The 15,747-nt window shown below is 57.0% G+C and carries 15 protein-coding genes; 6 read left to right on the top strand and 9 right to left on the bottom strand.

The window, feature by feature from the left end:
• Positions 1–68 precede the first annotated feature (68 nt).
• Positions 69–926 carry a carbon-nitrogen hydrolase gene (locus J5W70_RS12260; RefSeq protein ID WP_022397350.1) on the top strand — a complete coding sequence of 286 codons (858 nt, stop codon included), beginning with the start codon at positions 69–71 and terminating at the stop codon, positions 924–926.
• Positions 927–964: 38 nt separating this feature from the next.
• Positions 965–1,483, top strand: a complete 519-nt coding sequence (locus J5W70_RS12255) for a hypothetical protein (protein ID WP_215832849.1) — start codon at positions 965–967, stop codon at positions 1,481–1,483.
• Between the two features lie 78 nt (positions 1,484–1,561).
• Here the strand turns inward: J5W70_RS12255 and J5W70_RS12250 are convergent, their stop codons facing one another.
• From J5W70_RS12250 to J5W70_RS12235, 4 genes are all read right to left on the bottom strand, one after another.
• A complete protein-coding gene (locus tag J5W70_RS12250; RefSeq protein WP_022397348.1) occupies positions 1,562–2,668 on the bottom strand; it encodes a zinc-dependent alcohol dehydrogenase in 1,107 nt (368 codons plus the stop codon).
• A gap of 547 nt (positions 2,669–3,215) precedes the next feature.
• A complete protein-coding gene (locus tag J5W70_RS12245; RefSeq protein WP_146019382.1) occupies positions 3,216–4,181 on the bottom strand; it encodes a hypothetical protein in 966 nt (321 codons plus the stop codon).
• 86 nt (positions 4,182–4,267) lie between these two features.
• The gene (locus J5W70_RS12240; protein ID WP_215832848.1) at positions 4,268–4,432 is read right to left on the bottom strand and encodes a hypothetical protein; all 165 of its coding nucleotides are present in this window, start codon (positions 4,430–4,432) and stop codon (positions 4,268–4,270) included.
• Positions 4,429–4,872, bottom strand: a complete 444-nt coding sequence (locus J5W70_RS12235; protein ID WP_146019383.1) for a hypothetical protein — start codon at positions 4,870–4,872, stop codon at positions 4,429–4,431. Before J5W70_RS12235 ends, J5W70_RS12240 begins: the two co-directional genes overlap by 4 nt.
• A 156-nt stretch (positions 4,873–5,028) precedes the next feature.
• On the opposite strand from J5W70_RS12235, the gene serS reads away from it, so the two are divergent.
• Together serS and J5W70_RS12225 are read left to right on the top strand one after the other, a co-directional pair.
• Positions 5,029–6,309, top strand: coding sequence for a serine--tRNA ligase (gene serS / locus J5W70_RS12230; RefSeq protein ID WP_022397345.1), 1,281 nt, complete (start codon positions 5,029–5,031; stop codon positions 6,307–6,309).
• 36 nt (positions 6,310–6,345) lie between these two features.
• Positions 6,346–7,125: a hypothetical protein gene (locus J5W70_RS12225; RefSeq protein ID WP_022397344.1), complete on the top strand. Its 780-nt coding sequence runs from the start codon at positions 6,346–6,348 to the stop codon at positions 7,123–7,125.
• A gap of 242 nt (positions 7,126–7,367) precedes the next feature.
• Here J5W70_RS12225 and J5W70_RS12220 read toward each other — a convergent pair whose 3' ends face one another.
• The 4 genes from J5W70_RS12220 to J5W70_RS12205 form a co-directional block, all read right to left on the bottom strand.
• Positions 7,368–7,703, bottom strand: a complete 336-nt coding sequence (locus tag J5W70_RS12220) for an RNA recognition motif domain-containing protein (protein ID WP_022397343.1) — start codon at positions 7,701–7,703, stop codon at positions 7,368–7,370.
• Between the two features lie 219 nt (positions 7,704–7,922).
• Complete coding sequence (gene hemW / locus J5W70_RS12215) at positions 7,923–9,032, bottom strand: radical SAM family heme chaperone HemW (protein ID WP_022397342.1); 1,110 nt, start codon at positions 9,030–9,032, stop codon at positions 7,923–7,925.
• 15 nt (positions 9,033–9,047) lie between these two features.
• Complete coding sequence (locus J5W70_RS12210) at positions 9,048–11,963, bottom strand: hypothetical protein (RefSeq protein WP_022397341.1); 2,916 nt, start codon at positions 11,961–11,963, stop codon at positions 9,048–9,050.
• Between the two features lie 190 nt (positions 11,964–12,153).
• Positions 12,154–12,801 (bottom strand): L,D-transpeptidase, encoded by a 648-nt coding sequence (locus J5W70_RS12205; RefSeq protein WP_022397340.1) that lies wholly within the window; start codon positions 12,799–12,801, stop codon positions 12,154–12,156.
• Between the two features lie 132 nt (positions 12,802–12,933).
• Here J5W70_RS12205 and pyrE point away from each other — a divergent pair, with 132 nt between their 5' ends.
• Both pyrE and nagZ read left to right on the top strand, forming a co-directional pair.
• Positions 12,934–13,503 carry an orotate phosphoribosyltransferase gene (pyrE, locus tag J5W70_RS12200; protein ID WP_022397339.1) on the top strand — a complete coding sequence of 190 codons (570 nt, stop codon included), beginning with the start codon at positions 12,934–12,936 and terminating at the stop codon, positions 13,501–13,503.
• A 13-nt stretch (positions 13,504–13,516) separates the two neighbouring features.
• A complete protein-coding gene (gene nagZ / locus J5W70_RS12195; protein WP_022397338.1) occupies positions 13,517–14,581 on the top strand; it encodes a beta-N-acetylhexosaminidase in 1,065 nt (354 codons plus the stop codon).
• Between the two features lie 88 nt (positions 14,582–14,669).
• Here nagZ and J5W70_RS12190 read toward each other — a convergent pair whose 3' ends face one another.
• The gene (locus J5W70_RS12190; protein WP_022397337.1) at positions 14,670–15,635 is read right to left on the bottom strand and encodes a family 16 glycosylhydrolase; all 966 of its coding nucleotides are present in this window, start codon (positions 15,633–15,635) and stop codon (positions 14,670–14,672) included.
• Between the last annotated feature and the right edge of the window lie 112 nt (positions 15,636–15,747).

The following is a 15,747-nucleotide window of genomic DNA, read 5'->3' as shown; positions in this document are numbered from 1 at the left end:
ATCAAATAATCGCGCCGCATTCATTTTCCCTGCTTGGAATGGGAGGGGAAACGGGGTAAGGAAGGGGCATGCCGAAAATCGCACTCATTCAACTGTCCGCAGACGCCCGGCCCTCCGTGAACAAGGAAAAGACGGAAGCCGCCATCCGGGAGGCCGCCGCCCATGGGGCGCAGATCATCTGCACGCAGGAACTCTTCACCACGGAATACTTTTGCAGGACAGAGGAATGCGACCTTTTCAACCTGGCGGAACCCATTCCCGGAGAACTGACGGAAGCCCACTGCAAGCTGGCCGCGGAGCTGGGCGTGGTGATTGTGGCCTCCGGCTTTGAAAAGCGCGCCACCGGGCTGTACCACAACACCGCCTGGGTGGTGGACGCGGACGGAACGTTCCTGGGCATGTACCGCAAGATGCACATACCGCAGGACCCGGGCTTTGAGGAAAAATTCTACTTCACCCCCGGCGACCTGGGCTACAAGGCGTTCGACACCAAATTCGGGCGCATTGGCGTGCTCATCTGCTGGGACCAGTGGTACCCGGAAGCCGCGCGCCTGACGGCCATGCAGGGGGCGGAAATCATCTTTTACCCCACGGCCATCGGCTGGTTGCCGGAGGAAAAACCCCTGCTGGGGGAACAGCAGCACTGCGCGTGGGAAACCGTGCAGCGCGGCCACGCCGTGGCGAACGGCTGCTACGTCTGCGCCGTCAACCGCGTGGGGACGGAAGGGGAAAGCGAATTCTGGGGGCAGTCCTTCGTGGCGGACTACTACGGCCAAATTGTCGCCAAGGCCCCCGTCAGCGATGAAGCCATCCTGTACGCGGAGCTGGACCTGGACGCGCTGGAAGACCACCGCCGCATCTGGCCTTTCTTCCGCGACCGCCGCATAGACTCCTACGGCGGCATCACGGAACGGTGGGGAAAGTGAATCTGTAGAAGACCCGGCTCATGTATTCGCGGGAACCCATGGACCGACAACGGGAGCAGACCGTGGAAGTGCTTCTTGCCATGGAAGGACAGTGCCGTGAATTAGTCATCGATTGTCGGCAGGGAATGCTGGGAAAGCAGGGGTGCCAGGTAACCGTGTTGAGACGTGAACACATCCTGTCCCTCTTGCAGGAACTGAACCGTCTGTATGATTCTGGAATCCCCAGAAGGGAGCTGAATGATGATGATGAGGAAGACGACGAGAATTGCTGTTTTTCCTGGATTTATGAATTTGATTTTTTCCTTCAGGAGTCCGGCTTCCTGCTGCATTTCGTCATTGATGCCGCCCTGGATTCCGACGGCGTCATCAAGAAATATTTGACGCTGGAGAGACAGGTGCATCTGGAAGGGGCGTACCTTAAAGTGAGCGAACCCATGGTTCTTGACCCTGACGCATTGGTGCAATTGAAAAGAAAAGTCGCGGCTATCATGACCGTTCCTCCCAATACGGGGCGTTTTTTGGACTGGAAGGATATCTACCCTGGATTGGATGAGTGACGTTCCCCTCTGGAAAGGCGGCGTAAAAAAACGCCGCTCCCGGAGGAACGGCGTTGAGGTAAGAAAAAGAGTTTCCACTTAGTCGCAGATGACGGCAATCTTGATGCCCTTCATCTGGACGTTCGTTTCCAGGGCTTCCGTGATTTCATCCAGCTTGAAGCGGTGGGAAATCAGCTTGGTCAGCGGCAGGCCGATGCCGTAGGCGCGCTTCAGGAAGTCGAACGTGGTCGGGTAATCCTGCGGGGAATACACCCAGGAGCCCACGGCGGTCACTTCCTTGTTGCAGAGGTCGTAATGGTGGTTGATGACGCTTTCCCCGCCGTCCATGAAAAAGCCCACTTCACACAGGCCGCCGCCGCGCTTCACGAACTTCCAGGCGTTTGCCCCGGCCTTGCCCACGCCCGTGCACTGGAAGACGAAATCCGCCAGGCGGCCGCCGTTATCCTTCTTCACCGCGTCAAGGAGGCCGTCCAGGTCCGCGTAATGGGTGAAATTGTAGGTTCGGGAGGCGCCCATTTCCCTGGCCAGTTCCAGGCGGGAATCATTGCCGTCCACGGCGATGATGGTTTCAATGCCCAGCGTGCGCAGCGCGGCGATCTGGAGCAGGCCGATGGGGCCGCAGCCCTGCACAAGCACTACGGAATTGAACTTGAGCAGTCCGGTGGACTTGGCGCGTTCCAGGGAATGGACCACCACGGCGGCGGGTTCCACCAGAATGCGCTGGTCCAGCGTCATGCCGGAAACGTTGAAGAACGTGGAACCCTTGCGGATGACCAGGTACTCCCCGAAGTAGCCGTTCAAATGCACGTCATCGTCAGGCATCAGGCCGTACACGCCCACGTTCTCGCACAGGTTGGTGCGGGCCGGGGTATTCAGGCAGGCGTCACAGGTGCCGCAGGGAATGATGCAGGTGACGATCTTGTCCCCCAGGGCCAGGGGATTGCCCGCCGTGTCCTTCGTGATATTCTTGCCCATGGCCACGATTTCCCCCGTGCCTTCATGGCCCAGCACCACAGGGCAGAGGCCGAAGGGGTCCCGGTTGTACTCGTGGCCGTCCGTGCCGCAAACGCCGCAGGCTTCCACCTTGATCAGCATTTCATCATCCCCGATGGCGGGAATGGGATATTCACGGATTTCAAATTTCTTGGGAGCTGTCAGGACAGCGGCGCGTGCGGTCTGTTGCATAGTATATTCATATTACTATCCCTTCTCCGGCCCTTTCAAGTACAAATGTGAGTGGTCGTGGATTAGCGTGTTGCCTCATGATTCAGGACGCCGAGGAAAAGGGAAGCAAGAAGAAAAAAGCATTGCTTGCCTCAAAATACCCACCACATTTGGGACACGCTCCCTGAACGACACGACAGAGCAAAATGACGGGAAGAGAAACAAGAGAAGATCACGAACATAAATATCGCGACAGGAATGATTCAGGGTAGACTTATGACATTTTGGGCAGGAAAAACGACATCTCGCATCAATTCTAGGCTCGACTCGAATAGAGGAATTGTCAATCTTGGATTTCTTGACGATCTATTCCTTGCATTTTGCAACATAGGTTGTTGTTTGTAACGAGTGTTACAAGCCAGTGCTGGGAATGGGTCTCCTTGTTTGTTTTGAAGCTACGGTAGCCTTTTTCCTGCAGATTTGATGCAGAGCCCATGGAATGAAAAAAATGCCTTGTTCTAATTTGCGATACGAAAAAGAAGAATGATCAAAAGTATGATAACAATCCTTAGTCATTAGTACAAAGCTTCCAATCTAAAAATAGCGACGTTAATGGAGTCACCTTTTCTTCATTCATTCCGCCCCAATTACTAAATGTTTTCCTTTTCTCTTTGACATCATAAAAGAAGTACGAATAAACTAACTTATATGCATTAATGAAGTCCTTTTGATCAGCTATTTGGCAATAATACCAAACCATACTTCTTGTATATCGATCTGATATATTATTCACAAAATTGAAATTATAAATTTTATCTTCATCTGATAATTCAGAAGCATCTATATAAAGAAAAATTGATAAATACGAATAAACGAGCGATCTATAGTCATATACAAATAGTAGCATTCTCTCTATAATCAGTTTCGATATTAAATCAAGGTTCCATCTGTCATCGTCCTTTTTAAATAATTTGTATCGGTCAATATTTCCTATGCAATATTGCTCCTTGAGTGTTTGCAGCTCATTACTGTTTTTTGATAACGTGTAATCGTCCCCAATGCCGTCAACCATGCTATCTAGTAAAGTTTTTGCCTCATCAGTAATGTTTAGTTCCACATAAAAACAAAGGCATTGCTTCAAAAGAAGATTGATATCATTACACGTTTTCTCCAATTTTTTCCTACCCTGTTCTTTTTCTCTGAGAAAATTACTTAACCTTGGAGCAAAACCTGTTTCGAATTTCTGTCCTTTAATTTCATTTCTTGTTTGGATGAGTTCCTGTCGTTGATATTCAAGCTCCTTCCTCTGCATTTTGAGCGTGATAATCATCAAGGCAAAAGCCAACCCGGTAAACAAAGCCGACAGTGCTCCAAACATATCACCAAAAGAACTTCTGTTTTGGTCGTTAAGTAGCCATATGCAAAGGAACCCATAAGCAACACAGATCAGAGTCACACAAACACACCATAACGTAACTTCCATCGTCCTGCCTTCTTTTGCTTTTTCGAATATATCAGAATTCTTTGTATTCATGTTCATAACATGAACACCTATGCAATACTTGGTCAAACTAATTCGAAGAAACAGCGATTTTTTGGCAGATCTGACGTAGAACTGAATTAGTCTTCCGTGATGAAAAGGGAGCGGGTTTGATAGAGGCCGTCTTTCAGACGGAAGCGGTACTCGATCCTCCCCAGAGGCTTTCCGCTCCGTACGGATTCCACAGGAATAATGATGGAATCTGGCGTGAGCGCGGCCAGACGGGCGCGAATGGTCCGCCTCACGGCATGAAGGAATCATTCAGATCAACATGGAAAATTTTTCTCCATGAATCCGGGTTCTTCACCATCCTCTGGAAAAAGAAAATCTCTTCATGGTAAAGGCTGTCTCCGTAACGGTGGATGATGCAGGCTATCTCCGGAGCATCTTTGGGAAAATCCTTCGCTATGTTGAAACTGACGCCGTAATAAAATGAAGATTGCCATTGCCTCTCAGAATTTTCTCTCCTGCTTCCTGTTCTGTAAACGAGGAAGACTGGCGACATCAAATCGGGACGAAACTTGTTCGCCAGCTTTTCCTGTCCGGAGGGGGCCGTCATAATTTGTGCGGGAGGAAGTAGGAAAATGTAACTTTCCGGAACCGTTTCTGTTTCCTGAGAGGCAGAACCGGGTGTTCCGCACAAGGTGAAAGCTGTTAAACAAATGGGTAAAAGCCGTGAAATCATTCATTCAATATATCAAGGTTTGCGGGATAAAAAGTTACAAGCAGGTTACAAGTGCTGCACGTGTCTTGGCGGGGGATGGAAACGGGGAAATTTTTCCATAAGAGCCCGTTCATTTGGCTTGCGTGGCGGAGGGATGGAGTGCAAGCTGTGCGCGTTATGCTCGACATCCGTGTAATACGAGAAAATCCGGAAGGAGTGAAAGCGCGTTTGAAGCCCCGCAGCGGCGACGCGTGGAAGCTTGTTGATGACGTTCTGGCGTGCGATGAAGCGCGCCGCAATGCCGAAACGGAAAAGCAGGCCTTGCAGTCCGAGCGCAATGCCACCTCCAAGCAGATCGGCATGCTCAAGAAGAAGGGGGAGGACACCTCCTCCATTGAAGCGCGCGTGCGCGAAATCGGGGACCGCATCCGGGAGCTGGACCGCTTGGCGGAAGAGAATTCCGCCCAGCTCACCTCCCTGCTGATGAACATTCCCAACCTGCCGCATCCGGAATGCCCCGTTGGCGCGGATGAAACGGCCAACCCGGAGGTCAAGCTGTGGGGAGAGAAACCCGCCATTGAGAACCCGAAGGACCATGTGGAGCTGGCCGCGAACCTGGGCATGATTTCCTTTGAAGACGGCGCGCGGATCACGGGCTCCGGCTTTGTGGTATACCGTGGGGCGGGCGCGCGCCTGGAACGCGCCCTGATCAACTTCCTGCTGGACACGCAGACCGGGGAGAACGGCTATCAGGAAGTGGGCGTTCCCTTTGTGGTCAAGCGGGAGTGCATGGAAGGCACTGGGCAGCTCCCCAAATTTGAGGAAGACATGTACGGCACGGAAGACCAGCAGATGTTCCTGATTCCCACGGCGGAAGTGCCCGTGACCAACCTGTACCGGGACACCATTTTACAGGAAAGCGAGCTGCCCATCAAGATGGCCGCGTACACGCCCTGCTTCCGCCGGGAAGCCGGGAGCGCCGGACGCATCAACCGCGGCATGATCCGCGTCCACCAATTTGACAAGGTGGAGCTGGTCCAGATTCTGAAGCCGGAAGACTCCTTCCGGGAGCTGGAAGTGCTCCGCAGCCATGCGGAATCCATTCTTCAGAAGCTGGGGCTTCACTACCGCGTGATTGAACTTTGCACGGGCGACCTCGGCTTTTCCTCCGCCAAGACGTATGACATTGAAGTATGGGCTCCGGGCCAGGGGCAGTATCTGGAGGTTTCCTCCTGCTCCTGCTTTACGGACTACCAGGCGCGCCGCATGCGCCTGCGCTACAAGGACGCGGACGGCAAGAACCAGTTCTGCCACACCCTGAACGGTTCCGGCACGGCTCTGCCGCGCCTGTACGTAGCCCTGCTGGAAACCTGCCAGCAGCCGGACGGCTCCATCCGCATTCCGGAAGCGCTCGTGCCGTACTTCGGCGCGGACAGCATCCGCCCGGAACAGGGCTGAACCGGCATTTTCACGTCCCAACCCTGAATCAAGCCCATGCCTGACGAGGGCCCGCTGGAACACTACCTGACTGTTTCCCATGAGCCGGAGCCGGACGTTCCGGAACCGGCTCCGGAACGCAGTCCCGGACCGTGGCGGGAGAGGGGAATCATGCTGGGCCTGGGCTTTCTGCTGGGGTGCATCGGGGCGTATGCGCTGATTTATTCGGAAATGTCCGGCGGCATGCGGACGCTGAAAGAGTCGCTTTCAGAAGAACGCGATGCGAATGCTTCCCTGCAAAAGGAGCGTGCCCATTTGCTGGAAACGCTGGAGCAGATGCGCATGGACAGCCTGCTGACGGAACGTTCCCCCCTTTCCATGACGGGCAATGGCATTCCCGGGACGAGCCGTCGCCCCGTTCCCCAGCCTCCGCCGCTTACGCCGCTGCCTTCCCGCGGGCAGGCTCCCCCGGCTCCCGCGCCGGAACCCGGCTCCGTGGAGGACCGCCTGGTCAATCCCGGTCCGGAGGACTGGAAGGAACGCTACCAGTACGCCGCTTTGAAATACAACCGGGTGGTGGAGGATTACAACAGGCTGAGGAAGCTTTACATGAACCTGGTGGGCCAGGGGGGAGCCGCCAGCGGACTGGTAACGGGAGCCCAGTTTTACAAGGCCCTGCGGAAGGATACGCGGGTGGAGGCGCGCAAGCTGGATGAACGGTACATGAAGGGAGGGCTGCGCGGCAGCGAGCTCCGGGAACTGGAACGCAGCAGGGATGAAATGCGGCACCGGGACTGGTGGCTGAAAAAAATGGCGCGCCAGTTCCAGATAGATTGAACGGGGGGAAGACATTCCCGTTGTGAGGAATAATCCGGTGAAGCGGCTGGCTTGATGAAAGGCCGCACGGGGCAGGCAGCGCTCCGGGATTCCATGCAGCCATAAAAAGAGGCTTCCCGGAGAATGGCCTTTCCCGGGAAGCCTTGTATAAATAATAAGGCCAGGAGCATGAAAGCGCCGGGCCTTACTGGAAGTGTGGTGATCAGGAAGAAGCGAATGTTCTTCCCGCAATTTTACCGCTGTTAGCGGCGGTTGCGGCCATAGCCGTTATTGTCGCGTCTGCCGCCGCCATTGCCACGGTAACCGCCTCCACCGCCGCCGCCTGTGTTGGCCTGCGGTTTGGCTTCATTGACAACCAGGGGGCGACCCTGAAACTCATTTCCGTTCAGGGCGGAAATGGCATCGTTCATGGAATCGGTGGAATCCATGGTGACGAATGCGAAACCTCTGGGCCTTCCGGATTCACGGTCGGTTGGAATGAATACTTCAGTCACTTCGCCATGGGAACCAAACAAATCCCTCAGGTCCTGTTCGGTGGAATTGAAGGACAAATTCCCTACGTACATTTTTGTGTTCATATGATCAAAAGACAAGTGATCTGATTATTCTTAAATGCATTCCCGAAGAGCCGGGATTAGAAGTTAAAATCCGAATACGCAGACACCATTGTCTATAGGGCAGAATATCCTCTGGATATTGAAATGCCAAGAATAATATGGCTCATGCCTGATTATTTCAACATCCGGCTTCCATGGATGCCGGGAACCGCAGCCTTTTGAGAAGAAAAATTCCCCCCGTCAGCACAGTTCCGCCGCAATGGCGTCCACGAGCAGTCGGCCGCGGCCTTTCAGGATGAGCCTTTGTTCCGGGGAAATGTCCGCCAGGCCCAGTTCCCGGTATTGTTCCAGCAGGGGGCGGGATTCCGGAAGGATATATTTCAATGGCAGCCCTTCATCCGTCCGGAGCATCAGGGCAATGCGTTCCAGGCGGTAGTCTTCCGCGGTGACGGGTTCCTGTTCGGAGAGGGGGAGGCCGTTTTCCAGCGTGCTGCGTATGTAGGCGTCCGTGTCCCGCGTGTTGGAGTACCGTATGCCGTTGATGGTGCTGACTGCGCCGGGGCCTATGCCCACGTAGTCCTCACCCTTCCAGTACGCCATGTTGTGGGGGGAGCGGCAGCCCTCCCGGGCGTAGTTGGAGGTTTCATAGTGTTGCATGCCTGCCGCTTCCAGCATGTGTTCCGCCAATTCAAAGTAGGCTGCGTCTTCGTCCGGATCCTGCCTTTTTTCCTCCCGCAGCAGGCTCCGGAAGAATTCCGTGTCTTCCTCATAGGTGAGGTTGTAGGCGGAGACATGGTCCGTTCCGGCACGGACGGCTTCCCTGAGGGTGGCTTCCCAGGTGGAGAGGGTTTGCCCCGGAATGGCGAACATGAGGTCCATGTTGATATGGGGCATTCCCGCGTTTTTCAGCATTTCCACGGAGTGCAGGGCCTGTTCCGGGGTGTGTTCGCGTCCCAGCAGATGCAGAATGCCGGGGTCCAGGGATTGCACGCCCAGGGAGACGCGGTTCATGCCCAGGCTGCGCCAGAAGCGCACTTTTTTTTCCGTAAAGGTGGCGGGGTTGGCCTCAAAGGAGAATTCGTCCAGCCTGTCTACGGGCACGAGCCGGTCCAGGGTTTCCATGAGGCGTCCCAGGTGCGTGTCCGAGAGCATGGAAGGCGTTCCCCCCCCAAAGTAGAGCGTGGCCGTTTCCCCCCCGCGGTCCGTGGACAGGGCGGCGGCGCGGGATTCCGCCTCCCGCCCCAGCGCACGGATGAAGAGCTTCATGTCCGTGGAGGCCGGCGTGTGCTTGAAGAAGGCGCAGTACGGGCAGATGCGGTGGCAGAAGGGGATGTGGACGTAAAGATGCACGGGGTGCGGCGGGAATCAGCGTCTCCGGCGGCGTCCGGAGGTTCCTTCCCCGTCGCCCTTCTTGTTCTGGGAGAGCTCCAGAATCCTGTTGGAAGCCTCTTTCATTTCCGATTTGACGCGGGATTTTTCCGTGCCGTCCGCCAGGGACATGTAGTTCTTCGTCAGGGTGCTGTAGAAGGGGTGGATTTTCGTTTCCTTCTTGTTCTTGGGCTTGTATTTGAAGCCGTCCGGGCAGGTGTCCACCATGTTTTTCATCCAGGGTAGCAGCTCTTCCTTGGGAAGGGCCAGGCACAGGGCGTCCAGGGAGAAGGACATTTCCTGCTGGTCCACGTCCTTGGGCGCGTTCAGGGTGTTGTTTTCATCCCGGTAGAAGTTGAGGGCTTTCTTGAAGCCCCTGTCCACGGTCCTCTTGAGCCTGTCCGTGCCCTGGGCCTTGGCGTACGCTATCTGGTAGGCGGCCTGCGGTTCCGGGTAGGAGTTGCGCTTGGTCTCGGATTTGAGCCAGGACATGAGGTCCGCCCACTGGAAGGTTTTGTAGTCATGTTCCTGCTTCAGGGCGTTTTCCAGAATCACGGAACAGAGCACGTTGACGTATTCCTTGGCGTGGTTGGCCAGCATTTCCTTGCCGTTTTTGTCCCCGCGGCCTACGGAGGAGACGTATTTGCGCGTCTTCCAGAGTTTTCTGATGCCCATGCCGTCCGGAAGGGCTTCCCGCACTTCATCCACCATCTTGGTGGCCCCCATGAGGTCCTGGGGAGCCTGCTTGAAGAGCGTGTACCAGGCTTCCGTGTAGAACGGGTTGGCCTTGAGAACGGTTCTCATGGCGGTCTGCGTGAATTCCCTGGGCAGCGTGCCGGAGGGGTCTTGAGCCTCTTCCGTGGAAGAGTTCGCGCCCGCGAGCTTGTAGATATTCATGGCGAAGCGGCTGTCGATGAATTTCTCGTAGTCGATGTTCATGGACAGGGCCAGGCCGGACTGGTATTCCGCATTCCCGGTGCGCGGCGCCTTGGAGTCCCGGAAGTACCAGAATCCCGTGGTGGCTTTCAGGGTGTCTACGCTCTGGCCCACGCTCAGCCAGCAGCCGTTGCCGTTGAAGTTGGTGGTCATCAGGTTGCCGTGGCCGGGCTGTCCGGCAGGGGCGGCGGGGATGCCGCGGGCAATCTGGGAGTTGCGGGAGATGAGGGACATGGTGCCGCAAACGCCGCCTTCATGAAGCTTGCGTTCATTGGATTCCCGGGACCATTCCGGATCAGGGTCAAAGCTGAACAGGATGGGCGGCTCCTTGTCGTCATCCATGCGGTAGGGGCCGTACAGCCAGAGGCGCGTCGGGCCGCGCTGGCCCATGTAGCGTTCCCACACGCTGTCGCATTCCCGCAGGGGGCGCGTTTCCGAGAGGGCCATCATGGCCGGCCAGGGCGTTCCTTCCAGGGACACGCCGGTCCATTCCACGCGCTTGTGGTCCACGTCCCGCAGCTTGCTGCAGTTTTCATATTTGTCCACCAGGTAGGTGAAGAATTCCACCGGGGTGGGGAACGGGTCCCTCTTGCGCCTCAGCTGGCCGTGGCGGTACAGGTATTCATGCAGGAAGCCGGCCAGGTTGCCTTCCGTAATGGCGGTGTCCCCTATTTCCGAGACCGTGGGGTATTTGTTGATCCATGCCTGCTTGGGCGTGATTTTCTTGCGGTCCAGGTAGGCTTCCACCTTCTTGTAGCATTCTTCATCCACCGTGCGCGGAGCGTTTCCGTACCAGTTCACGGGGGGCTTGCCGGCGCAGTACAGGTCCGCGGGCGGAGGCATGACGCCGGAGGACCTCAAGCCGTTCAGCTTGCCCAGGGCGTCAATGTAGCGGCCCTGCTGGGTGAGGTCGAAGGCGCCCATGCCGAATTCGCGGCGTCCCACCGCAAAGGCCAGGACGAGCTGGTTGTATTTTTCCGTTGTTTCCAGGCCCAGTTCATCAATCATGAAGGCCACATTGGTGGCGACGCTGGGGTCCGGCGGGAAGAACATGGCGAAGACTTCACGGTTGTTCTTCGTGTTTTTCAGCCATTTTTCAAAGTCCGGGGAGAAGGTGCCGCCGCGCTTTTTCACGTAGTCGCGCACGTAGGCTTCCGCGTAAAGGGGGTATTTAGCCAGAAGCTTTTCAGAAAATTTGCCCTTGGAGGCCATGGCTTCCTCCCGCAGCGCCTTTTCCATGGCGATGACTTGCGGGGAGGGGGAAAGATCGGGCGCGACCGGTTCCGGCTCAGGCTCGGGCTCCGGTTCCGGAGCTACCACGATGGGTTCCGGTTCCGGGGCAACTACCACGGGTTCCGGCTTGGGCGGAGCGGGCTTGGGTTTGGGCTTGGGGGGAACCACCACCGGAGGCGCCACGGTTTTGGCGACGGGTTCCTTTTTGTCCTTGAGGATCTGGTATCCCAGGAAGCCGAAGAGGACGAGCATCCCGGTGATGATGACCGTGATGACGGGGAAGCCGCCGGAGCGCTTTACCTTGGGCAGCGGCGCGCCGGGCGTGACGGCGCCGATTACCGGCTTCCGGAGCTGGGGCTGCTGCGGCTTTTTGGCCGGGCGCAGGGCCTGGGCGTGGGCAACGGCCGGCTGGGGCTGTGCCGGAGCTTGAGCCTGCGGGTAAAGGAAGAGCACGGTGCCGAAGCCCCTCAGCTTGCCTTCCGCATTGGCGGAGTACTGGGTTTCAAAGGCTTCCTGCGCCTGGGAGAATTGAGCCCGGTTTTCCGGGGCCGCGGACAATTCCCCGGTAGCCAGGTCACGGGTGACGAGGCCCTGGGGGCAGAATTCACGTATCAGGACGGCCTGGCCTTCCGGGGAGATGGCCTGGTACAGGTTATAATCCGGACCGCTTTCTACAAGCGCCGTGATTCTATAGCCGCCTATGTTGAAATGGGACGGAAGGGCAGGGGTTTGAGGAACTGTCATGACGAATCAAAAGATCAAAGACTCATTTATTTAAGGAGGTCCGGAGCCTTTTGTCAATTCCGGAGTGTGGAAGCTGTGCCATGGCGTCCGCATAGCGCGGGCACCCGTCTGGAAGAAGGGGAAAACCTCGTTTCAAGGAAGCCGGAAGAGGGCCTTTTTCTCCCTGCGAGCAGGGAGCCGCCGGGAAGGGCTAGCGGATGGTGACCTTGGTTCCGAGAGGTGTGTGTTCAAAGAACGTCTTGGCCATGTCTGCCGGGAGACGCACGCAACCGTGGCTGACCGGGTATCCGGTGACAAAGCCCACGTGCATGCCGTAGCCGCCCGTAATCCGCATCCAGTAGGGCATGGGGGCGGGGTCGAAGTAGGTTCCTGCGGGCGCGCCGCCGGCCCTGGCGTTATAGTCCCCGTTGACGACGGCACCGGTGGATTTGCTGCGCAGAACGCCGTACGTGCCGGATTTGTAGTTGGCGTCCTTCTGGATAATCTTGTAGGTTCCCCTGGGCGTGCCGAAGCCTTCCTTGCCGGAGGACATGGGAGAGACGCCCACCAGCGTGGCCCCTACGTAGTAGAAGACTTTCTGCTGCTTGAGGTCAATAATGATGTGCTTTTCCCCCTGAATGCCCGAAGGCAGGTCCCAGTATCCCTGGCCCAGGCGGGCTTCCGGCGGCAGGTCCGTGTTCACGCCGGAGGTGGCGCCCACGCCGGACAGGTAGCTGTCCTGGCTGGACGCGCCCTGGATTTTCCCGGCGATTTTATCAAACAGGGGGGGCCTTCCATATGGATTGCAGGAAACGAGAATGGAACTGATAGAAGCTAATGCCAGTATGCCGGGTTTCATGGGAACGGGAGAATGACAGGCAGGTTATGGAGCCTGTCCGCCCTTTTGTCAAGATTTGCATGCTGTTATCCGTTGCTTATTCCGGGGGTATCTGTTATACACGGCGCAACCACCTCATCCATCCATATCTCCATGAGTGAACAATACGACCTTCTGAAAAGCATTCTTCTGGAAAAATCCGTGCGCACGGGAACCTTTACGCTGGCTTCCGGCAAGGTGTCAGACCTGTATGTGGACTGCCGCATGACCGCCCTGGACCCCGTGGGGGCCACGCTGGTGGGCGCGCTGGGCTGGAAGCTGGTGCAGGAGGAGATTCTGCCCCGTTTCCCGGAGGTGGCGGCCATTGGCGGAATGACCATGGGCGCAGACCCCATTTCCCTGGCCGTCGGCATGACCAGCGCTCTGGAAGGGGCTGAAAAGAAGCTCCAGGTGTTTACCGTGCGCAAGGAGCCGAAGGACCATGGCCGGGGACGCCGCATTGAGGGCAATTTCCAGGCCGGGGATACCGTGGTGGTGGTGGATGACGTCATTACGACGGGCGGCTCCACCCTGAAGGCGATTGACGCCATTGAGGCGGAAGGGGGCAAGGTAGCCGCCGCCCTGGTGCTGCTGGACCGCGAGGAAGGCGGCCGCCAGGCGATTGAGGAACGCGGCATTCCCGTTTATCCCCTGTACACCAGGACGTCCCTGCTGGGCAAATAATTTTTTTCCGTTCATGCTCCCCGCCCTGATCGGCATAAGCGGCCATGAAGTGGGCGCGGAAGAGGAGGCGGCCATCCTGCGTTTGCAGCCGGCCGGCTTCATCCTGTTTTCCCGGAATGTGGATTCCGTGGAGCAGGTGCGCAGCCTGACGGAAACGTTGCGGAAGCTCTGCCGCCACCATCCCGTCATTGCCGTGGACCAGGAGGGGGGCAGGGTGGTGCGCACCGCTTCCCTGGGCCTGAATTTGCCTTCTCCCGCTTCTCTGGCGCGGAGCGGCGGTTTTAACGGCATTGTGGAACTGGGCGCGGTGACGGCGATGGCGCTCCGGTACCTGGGGGTGAACCTGAATTTTGCCCCGGTACTGGATATTTGCCATGACCCGTCCGCGGCCAATGCGCTGCCCGGCCGCTGCTGGGGAGACAATCCCCAGGACGTGATTTCGCGCGGAGGCGTTTATTCCTCCAACTTGCGCCGAGGCGGCGTGCAAAGCTGCGGCAAGCATTTTCCCGGCATGGGGCGCGCCCAGGCGGACCCCCATTTCAGCCTTCCCGTGGTTGACCTGGATGAACGTGAGTTGTTCAAGACGGACCTGCTGCCCTTTCTGGCCCTGTGTCCGGAGCTTCCTTCCATCATGTCCGCCCATATCATGCTGCCGCAGATTGATCCCGATTATCCCGCCACCCTGTCCGAACGGGTGATCAGGGGGCTTCTGCGGGACAGGCTCGGCTTCCGGGGAGTGGTGTTTACGGATGATTTGTGCATGGGGGCGATTGCGGCGCGGCATGCTCCGGATGAAGCCGCCCTGCTTTCCCTGAAGGCCGGGTGCGATCTTCCCCTGATTTGCCATGACCCCCTCTCCTGGCTGGACGGCGTGGCTTCCCGCCTGGAAGGCCTGGACGCCTATGACCGGGATGATTCCTTCAAGCGGGTGGAGAAGCTGAGCGATTCCCTGTGCTTCCCGTTCCCGGAAAAGGCAGGACTGTGGGATTCCTGCCTGCGCCGCGCGGAGGCCTTGTGCCGCCTGGCGGAAGGGGAGGCGGATGAAGAGTCGCCTTCCTCTCCGGTTCAGAAGTATTGACGCGAATGCCGATGACGGCCTTATGCCGAAAGTGCGCCGGGAATGAAGCCGGGAGCTTTATCCCCGTGACAGGGGAGGAAGGGAGTGTTTAAAGTCTGCTCCTTTTGCGGCGAGTCAACAGGATGGCCGTTCCAACCAGGCTCAGCGCGGCTGTAGCCGGTTCCGGCACGAGGTGGTTGTATTTGCTTGATGAATAGACTTTAACGTAATCGATGTCGAACGCGGCTCCGGAGTTGGCCAGCGTATTCTGGTCAATTCCTTTATTGACCCCTGCATTTTCTACCCAGTTGCCTCCGATCTGCTGGTCGATGATCAGGTAAAATTCGTTTCCGTCTTTGTCAAAAGGCCAGTTTGCATTATTGGGCTTTTTAAAGGAGCCGGTTTCCTTTCCGTCCACATAAAAGGTGATGCCTTCTTCCGTCCATTCCATTCCGTAGGTGTGCCAGTTTGTTTTTTCAGCGCCGTCGCTCCAGCCGGGGGTGACCCCCTGGGATTTGTCTTGGTTTGGAACGCCGTTTTCAGACCAGTGGATCGTCTGGTAGACACGTCCTTCGTAATTCAAATGTTCCATGATGTCAATTTCCCCTCCTGCCGGCCATCCGATGCTGTCGGATTTGGGCATCATCCAGATAGCAGGCCAGACGCCCTGCACGCAATCGAATCTGGCGCGAACTTCTACGTAGCCGTATTGGAATTGGAAGGTTTTCAGAGAGTACACTCCTCCGCAGGCATAGGTCTGGGCTGGGGCGGTCTGATTGGTCTGGGTGGTGTAGTCTCCGTATTTTCCCCACAGGGTCATGGCGGAATTGCCGTCCTGTTCCCGGAATTCCACAAGGCTTTCGTCCTGGGATTGGTATTTGCGCCAATCCGGGGCGTTATGGTTTACGTAATCGATACGGCTCCAGTTGCGGGCATTCAGGGAGGGGCCGTCAAAGTCGTCTTCAAAAACAAGTTCCCAGTCTTTGCCGGAGACCCACGGGGTTGCCGCCAGGGCAGGCGGCCCGGCAAGGGAAGCGATGGGGAAAAGAAGAAGAAGCGTTGTTCTGATGGACATAACAGGGAGGGGTGGGACAGGAGGAAGAGGCGTCAATGGCCAAGAACCGGGCCTGCAGCCCGAATATCGTGTAAGGGGGCTTTTCCTCGCTGGAGAGGTAGAGCCCCTTTTC

Origin of the sequence: Akkermansia massiliensis (assembly GCF_018847375.1) — a bacterium.
In the GTDB taxonomy this organism is placed as follows: Bacteria; Verrucomicrobiota; Verrucomicrobiia; order Verrucomicrobiales; family Akkermansiaceae; genus Akkermansia; species Akkermansia massiliensis.
Note: the sequence above shows the minus strand (reverse complement) of the source record. Positions and strands in the feature narration are given on the sequence as shown.

Coding starts and splice junctions, on each gene's coding strand:
- J5W70_RS12210 (WP_022397341.1), bottom strand. CDS start 11,963: ATGACAGTTCCTCAAACCCCTGCCCTTCCGTCCCATTTCAACATAGGC.
- J5W70_RS12260 (WP_022397350.1), top strand. CDS start 69: ATGCCGAAAATCGCACTCATTCAACTGTCCGCAGACGCCCGGCCCTCC.
- J5W70_RS12220 (WP_022397343.1), bottom strand. CDS start 7,703: ATGAACACAAAAATGTACGTAGGGAATTTGTCCTTCAATTCCACCGAA.
- nagZ (WP_022397338.1), top strand. CDS start 13,517: ATGCTCCCCGCCCTGATCGGCATAAGCGGCCATGAAGTGGGCGCGGAA.
- J5W70_RS12190 (WP_022397337.1), bottom strand. CDS start 15,635: ATGTCCATCAGAACAACGCTTCTTCTTCTTTTCCCCATCGCTTCCCTT.
- serS (WP_022397345.1), top strand. CDS start 5,029: ATGCTCGACATCCGTGTAATACGAGAAAATCCGGAAGGAGTGAAAGCG.
- J5W70_RS12225 (WP_022397344.1), top strand. CDS start 6,346: ATGCCTGACGAGGGCCCGCTGGAACACTACCTGACTGTTTCCCATGAG.
- J5W70_RS12245 (WP_146019382.1), bottom strand. CDS start 4,181: ATGAATACAAAGAATTCTGATATATTCGAAAAAGCAAAAGAAGGCAGG.
- J5W70_RS12235 (WP_146019383.1), bottom strand. CDS start 4,872: ATGATTTCACGGCTTTTACCCATTTGTTTAACAGCTTTCACCTTGTGC.
- J5W70_RS12250 (WP_022397348.1), bottom strand. CDS start 2,668: ATGCAACAGACCGCACGCGCCGCTGTCCTGACAGCTCCCAAGAAATTT.
- pyrE (WP_022397339.1), top strand. CDS start 12,934: ATGAGTGAACAATACGACCTTCTGAAAAGCATTCTTCTGGAAAAATCC.
- J5W70_RS12255 (WP_215832849.1), top strand. CDS start 965: ATGGACCGACAACGGGAGCAGACCGTGGAAGTGCTTCTTGCCATGGAA.
- J5W70_RS12205 (WP_022397340.1), bottom strand. CDS start 12,801: ATGAAACCCGGCATACTGGCATTAGCTTCTATCAGTTCCATTCTCGTT.